General features: G+C 44.9%; 9 protein-coding genes and 1 pseudogene. 3 read left to right on the top strand and 7 right to left on the bottom strand.

Annotation, left to right across the window (positions count from 1 at the left end):
- The coding region (locus JK211_RS16420; RefSeq protein ID WP_249213830.1) for a hypothetical protein at window positions 1-444 on the top strand (444 nt) is incomplete at its 5' end.
- Window positions 441-1,076, top strand: a complete 636-nt coding sequence (locus JK211_RS16415) for a hypothetical protein (protein ID WP_249213829.1) — start codon at window positions 441-443, stop codon at window positions 1,074-1,076. The genes JK211_RS16420 and JK211_RS16415, both read left to right, overlap by 4 nt.
- Here the strand turns inward: JK211_RS16415 and JK211_RS16410 are convergent.
- The 7 genes and pseudogenes from JK211_RS16410 to JK211_RS16380 all read right to left on the bottom strand — a co-directional run bounded on the left by JK211_RS16410 (window position 1,054) and on the right by JK211_RS16380 (window position 4,728).
- Complete coding sequence (locus JK211_RS16410) at window positions 1,054-1,983, bottom strand: replication initiation protein (RefSeq protein ID WP_212709694.1); 930 nt, start codon at window positions 1,981-1,983, stop codon at window positions 1,054-1,056. The two genes, JK211_RS16415 and JK211_RS16410, sit on opposite strands and share 23 nt — an antisense overlap.
- A gap of 195 nt (window positions 1,984-2,178) precedes the next feature.
- Window positions 2,179-2,463 carry a NadS family protein gene (gene nadS / locus JK211_RS16405; protein WP_212709693.1) on the bottom strand — a complete coding sequence of 95 codons (285 nt, stop codon included), beginning with the start codon at window positions 2,461-2,463 and terminating at the stop codon, window positions 2,179-2,181.
- A gap of 1 nt (window position 2,464) precedes the next feature.
- Window positions 2,465-2,797 (bottom strand): type II toxin-antitoxin system RelE/ParE family toxin, encoded by a 333-nt coding sequence (locus tag JK211_RS16400; protein ID WP_129937481.1) that lies wholly within the window; start codon window positions 2,795-2,797, stop codon window positions 2,465-2,467.
- A 144-nt stretch (window positions 2,798-2,941) separates the two neighbouring features.
- Entirely contained in the window at window positions 2,942-3,169 is a 228-nt protein-coding gene (locus JK211_RS16395) for an MbeD family mobilization/exclusion protein (protein ID WP_249213831.1), read from the bottom strand.
- 69 nt (window positions 3,170-3,238) lie between these two features.
- Window positions 3,239-3,724, bottom strand: a complete 486-nt coding sequence (locus JK211_RS16390) for an MbeB family mobilization protein (protein WP_212709691.1) — start codon at window positions 3,722-3,724, stop codon at window positions 3,239-3,241.
- Between the two features lie 370 nt (window positions 3,725-4,094).
- Window positions 4,095-4,244: pseudogene (locus JK211_RS17165) on the bottom strand (nuclease); the annotation flags it as partial.
- A 157-nt stretch (window positions 4,245-4,401) separates the two neighbouring features.
- Window positions 4,402-4,728, bottom strand: a complete 327-nt coding sequence (locus JK211_RS16380) for a MobC family plasmid mobilization relaxosome protein (protein WP_212709690.1) — start codon at window positions 4,726-4,728, stop codon at window positions 4,402-4,404.
- Window positions 4,729-4,985: 257 nt separating this feature from the next.
- On the opposite strand from JK211_RS16380, the gene JK211_RS16375 reads away from it, so the two are divergent.
- The gene (locus JK211_RS16375; protein ID WP_212709689.1) at window positions 4,986-6,104 is read left to right on the top strand and encodes a hypothetical protein; all 1,119 of its coding nucleotides are present in this window, start codon (window positions 4,986-4,988) and stop codon (window positions 6,102-6,104) included.
- Window positions 6,105-6,180: the final 76 nt, after the last annotated feature.

Here is a 6,180-nt window from a genome sequence, read left to right as displayed (position 1 = left end):
ACCATGAATATAGAAACCGCTATGGTTATGCTAAAAGAAAGAATATCTTCATTAGAGATATATGAAGATATAGAAAGTGATACTTTAAAGTTCGCTAGGGCTGCCTTCAGCTTGAACGAGAACCCTAAAAGCATTGTCTTATCTATGGGAATGATAAAAAAAATCATAGAAAACAACAACATAATCTTGAGTCACATTGAATTAATCACTTTACTTACTCACCCAGATATAGAATTTCTTCAGCTTGAATACCTATTGATAATCGATGATCACGATGAACCTATTGAGATCAGTAATGATGACATGGCTGATGCGTATACAACAGGTTACTTACAAAACCCCAAAAACCCTGATCAGCTCATATATGATTACAATGATTTTATATTTCCGACATTCGTTATAAATGATGCATATACAGATAATATTAATTGGCGGGATCAATGATAAGCTTTCAACTAGATAATTTATCTGATGCATCTCCTGATGAATTGAGAGTTTATCAGCTCCTAACTAAATTTAGAGTGGCACGGTCTAGGTGGAGTGCTTTTGAAAACCTAGTTCATGAGTTAGTTGTAGATGCGTCCGTATCCATGGCAGAATCTAGAAACCATTTAAAATACGAAGATACATCTGAAGATGCCTATTCTGATATTCTTTTGCACATATTAAACAGATATAGTGTTTTCGGTTTAAAGGTAAGTAGAGAATCCAATAATGGCGGTCACTGCGATATAATCATTGAGTTAGATTCTAATAAATGGCTCGGTGAAGCAAAAAAAGCAACAGACTACCAATGGGTTTATGATGGATTCACTCAACTAATGACACGATATTCAATAAGTGGTGCAAATTCAAAATCAGGTGGGTTAATTCTATATTGTGGGCAAAAGAAAGTTAATAATTTCATGTCAAAGTGGATGATGGAACTAAAATCAAGGAGTTCAAACATTTCAAAAGAAGAGTGCTTTGACAATGATCACAATATAAAAATAACCACACATAATCATGGGGTTAGTGGTAATGATTACAGAGTGATTCACATCCCAATATATCTTAATTACTCTCCAGAGAAATAGACTTGCGAAGATAGTATGTTCGACGACTAATCCCTTGCTCTTCCCAAGGAGCAAGGGACTCCACTGAACTAGGGTTTTTCTTTCTTCCGCCCCCCTTACTTACTTTTCCACCTAGAGCCCCACGTTTTTTTTGAATTTCTGAGCTGTGTGTCATTTTTACATACTCATGAAATGACTCATGACTAAAATTTTTACTCGTCCATTTGGCAATACTTTTAGCTATTCCTCTGACTTCATTTTCATCCAGCGGCACTGCAAATTGCAGGTTATAAGCGTTTGTGCGCTCATAGCAGGCTTGTAACCACTGCTCATACTCAGGCCAGCCCTGACGGATAGCGCGGTATGCCCACTTGCGGGTTTTGTCGAACAGGGTGCAGTTACGGCCTAAACCATAATCGGCGACAATTTCTTTGTCGTTCGCGGCGTTCAGGTCGAGTGAGTCGGCTAACCAGTCCAGCGTGTAGAGTTCAGGCTGCCATACGGCAATTTTCCAGTGACTGTGGTTCGGATTCTTACAAATTAGCCCCGAATAGCCCGTGTCAGCGCCCAATTTTTTACGTAGCGCGTTCTCTACGGCAGCTGCGTAGCGTAATGGCTTCATTTTTCCGTCTGGCGCGGTACGTATCGAGGTTTCCAGCGCGTAAAGCAGGTGCGCATGTCCGTTTTCTGGATTGGTGATGGTCAGTGTAGGTGCGGGAGCGTTGCGGTCGCTCCAGTCAATGGCGGCGCCGATGCGGTCAACGTCAAATCCCAGCCAGAACATGGCGTGAGGCTGATTGAACTGGATATATTTAGCCAGAATAGCGCGTTCTTTCCCTGCGATGCGGACACCAAAGTGCAAATCATCCGAGAAGTACGGTTTATGCGGTAAGCGATCGTTGAAAAGTTCGAGTGCTGCGTTACGCAATGTGCCCTGCGCTTATGGCGGGCTGTTGTATGGCACGGTTCATGTGCTAATATCCTTCTTAGGTTTCGTACCTGGCCCTGGTAATCATGCTCATCCGCCAAGATAGTTCATGATTTCCGGGGCTTCGTTTTTTCTGCTGCCGTTAAAGTTACACGCGAACGGCCTCGCCTGTCGAATTTCTTCTGTCACATCAGCTTAATGCGCCGCCAGTTCATCAAAAAACTTTGGGTTAGCCTGAATGGTGGCCAGCACTTTTGCGGCCAGACCGGTCGGGTTACGCCGTCCGGTTTCCCAGCTTTTGATGGTATCGAGGCTGGTTCCCAGTACTTTCGCCATTTCGCTCTGAGTAATATTCAGGTTTTCCCTGATAGCCCTGACATCTGCCAGCTCGTAGCGGGTCACTCGGGCGGGGACTTTGGTTCCGTTTTTGATTTCAACGGCCTCTTCCAGAGAGGCTTTCAGCTCGTCAAAAAAACTCATGTTACACCTCGTCTTTCAGTCGTTGGGTCAGCTTCTTCAGTTCGGCTTTCTCTGCGTCTGTGATGCTGTCTTTGGTGCTTTTGGGGTAGGCCATTACCAGATAAATCACCTCAGCGGTAGCAAGGAAGTAAATCACCCGCGCACTGCCGCTTTTTCCCTGATTCCCCGTCGCCATCCTGATCTTTCGCAGACCGCCCGTTTTCTGGATGAGGTCACCTTTTTCCGGTGACTCGATAAGCTCTTTCTGGAGTTCTTTGAGTTCATCATCCGTGGCGATTTGCTTTATCTGACGGGTAAACATCGTTGTCTCGATAAACTCAATCGCGTGACTCACGGCTGTCTCCTGTATCTTTTAATGTACAATGTACACCAAGAGGTACACTCTGGAAAGCCGCTTTCTGTGCCATCAGCCGTTACATGGACTGACCTCGATAGCGGGTTGCTTGCTTCTCCTGCTGTAACTGCCGTTCTTGCTGCTTTACGATCGTGTTAATCGGCTCAGATCGCTGCTCAAGCGTTCGACCTGTTCGTGCAAGGCGTTCACCTGATTGCTCAAGTTCAGACATACCCTGTCGTTGCGCTCCAGTGCCTGTGAGGTAGTCTCGAACATGCGTTGCAAGCTGATGTAACTGTCCTGCCACGCCTGCTGCTGTTGTTCGTAGCTTGTTTGTAAGCTTTCCAAGGCGCTCAGAAGCTGCCTTTCCATCTCGGTCATGGTTTTGCTTGTCCTCAGTGATAAAAGCATGCTGTGGCGTTTCTGTGGTGTCTAACGGGGTTATTTCGCGGTGTACTTCATCACGGTGTTTCCGGCTGTCGATGTGTAGGTCTCGGTGCCATGCGCTTTCTTCGGCAGTACCACAAGATAGGTATTCTTCTGCTTGTCGTCCTTGTAAATCGCTACCCCTGCGCCGCTCTGGGCTTTCAGGCTCTCCAGTTGCTGGCTGTAGCTGTCCATTTCGTTCAGGCGGGAAGTGATGACCGTTCCCTGATACCAGATTATCCCGCCCAGTATCATGATCAGCATCGCGGCGAACAGGAATATCCAGCCCAGTGCGCTCAGGAGGGAATATCTGACTATGCCCGTCAGTTGGTCGTTCTGTTCGCGGATAGCGTTGCTGATGCTCTGCGAGCTTGATTTCAAGTCCTCGCTGATAGACGTTTCCAGCCTCTCGAACTCGCGCTTCACGCTCTGCTCGGTATCCTGCGCCTGCTGCTTCGATTTCTCCTCGAAGCCCTTCGCCAAATTTAAAATCTCGCTCATAAATCATTCCTTTCAGCCGGATATTTTTTCCGCCGTCCGGATCGGCAATGCTGATACTGTTTTTAGTTTCCCGCGCCACACTCAGGCCATAACGCTCCAGCTGCTTAATCACATCCTGGCGGCCGCGGATCTCGCCCTGCTGCATCAGGTTCATCAGGCCGGCGGTGATTTTCTCTGCGGCCTGCTGTTTGTCGCGGGGTAAGTCGCTGGCCTGCGTCATCGGGCGGCGATTAAGTGGGTCATTTGGGTCACGTAATCCGAGGCGGTCGTTGGTAAGGGTCTGCCACGCATTAACTCTGGGGCGATCGGCGCGGTCAAAGTAGGGTTGCAGCCGTTTTCCGCTCTGCAATTCGATGTTCGGGATAACAAAATTCAGCTCAAGCCGTCCCTTGTCGCGGTGCTCTACCCAGAGACAATTGTACTGATCACGCTCTAATCCCGTCATAAGGGTCTGTTCCCACTCGTCCATCAGGCGGGATTTCTCAGAGTCGGCAATATCCGGCTCCTGAAAAGACAGCACGCCGGAGGTATACGAACGGGTAAAATCACAGCTGTCTATCAGCTCGCATACACGATCAGGGTCACCCCGTAATACAGTGGCCTGCTCTCGCTGACGGTCTTTTCCCAGCAGGTAATCAACCGGACCACTGCCAGAACCAGCCCCGCGGGAATGGATTTTAACGATCACGATACTGCTCCAGTAATTCCCCTAGCTGACGGTCGAGGCTGTTCAGGATGGAAAGCAGTGAAATACGCTCAGAAGGCGTCAAAGAATCGGACTGATTCAGGCGCCGAGCGATCTGGTTAAGGTTATTGCCCATGCCACTGACCTGACGAAGAAGCTCAGGCGCAACTTTAGGAACTGGCCGTTGACGTGATGTCTGTTCTCCCAGACCAAGCTGACGCAACCACTCTGCAAGATGACGACGGTCACACCGTTCAAGCAGGCGCTGATGCTCAGTCTCGGTCATACGGATTTTGATCTCTTTTGTTCGCTTTTCCATAGGCTCCGCTGAGAAAAAATTCGCACCACTGTGAGAATTTTTCGCAGTGGATGCCGGGGGTTTCGGGGGGCGGCGAGCCCCCTGAACCAGTCACGGTGACACCTCGGTAGAGGGGACTCCGTGTGTACTGGCTGTTAAGTATATGGTTAATGTTATATACCGATATGGCATTTAAAAAAAGCGAACCATAGAAAAGAGCTGTTATCTGATATAGGCTTGTTTCAGTGCAATCATATAAAAATAAGGCGTACTGAAGGATGAAGGCTGTTGCTATTGCTGGAGTTGTATCTAATGAAGACATGCTCATTGACGTTTTAAATGAGCAAGAACAGAGTGCTATCTTTCTTTTTTCGATGCGGGGTAACTGGGATTTCATTCGCGAGTTTCTGAAACATCATCAGCTAGAAAAGATGATGAGCAATAGTCGGAGATCTACCTACGAGAAGTTGAGTGTAAGTTTCAATGAACTTAAGAAAAACAATCCCACATCATTCGACTTAGTTTTTAAAGAAATTAAGAAATATGCATTATCCATACTAACTATTAATAACAAAGCAATTTACAGCATTCATATAAATAACAAGGATCTCACTAGATTATTTAAAAAAATACCATCATTGCCTGAAGAAAATGCGTTAGACATCGTAGATAGAACCGAAGACTTTAGCGATAAAAAAAATAACAGTTACTGGATAGATTACGAAAACTGTAAGGTTTGCTTCTTCCCTATCATAAAAGAATCAAATAAAAAAACATCATTAGACCCTCAAAAACATCCGGGGATGGAGAACTTTGATTCTTTATATGGATTTGAATCTGTAAAAAACCAGTACATCGATTGTCTAATACTGACAAAAGACAAAGCATTTATGCTTGTTGACGTCATAGATGACGATAGTCATGAGTATTGCAAGCAATCATATGATATATTGCTTCCAAAAATTAAAACAGAAATACTCAATCATGCAAAAGTATCCAGCATATCAACAAAGGATATATTTAACTCAATTAGTTTGATTTGCGTTCAGAATACTGCGCCTTACAACAAAACTCAGTATTCAGTTCATGAAATGAACTTTATAACACCAGAGTTATCCAGATATACTGCAAAAAAATCCCCAAATAAACCTGACATCCGAAGTGATACATTTAATAAAGATGGGCTGAAAAACAATATAACATCACTAATATTCTATAAGGTTTCATTTAACATAGATCGCACACATGTAGGAGTTGGTTTTAAATATAAAACCATCGTAAGCATTCCTGGGAGTTACTCCAGAGCCGCTCATGCAAAAGGAAAGGTTGACTATTTCTTATCAACTAACTTTCTCAGCATGAGTGACTTCAATGCAATTGAATCGTTGATTATTTAACCATGAATATAGAAACCGCTATGGTTATGCTAAAAGAAAGAATATCTTCATTAGAGATATATGAAGATATAGAAAG

Origin of the sequence: Tatumella sp. JGM130, assembly GCF_018257525.1 — a bacterium.
Classification (GTDB): Bacteria; Pseudomonadota; Gammaproteobacteria; order Enterobacterales; family Enterobacteriaceae; genus Tatumella; species Tatumella punctata.
Note: the sequence above shows the minus strand (reverse complement) of the source record. Positions and strands in the feature narration are given on the sequence as shown.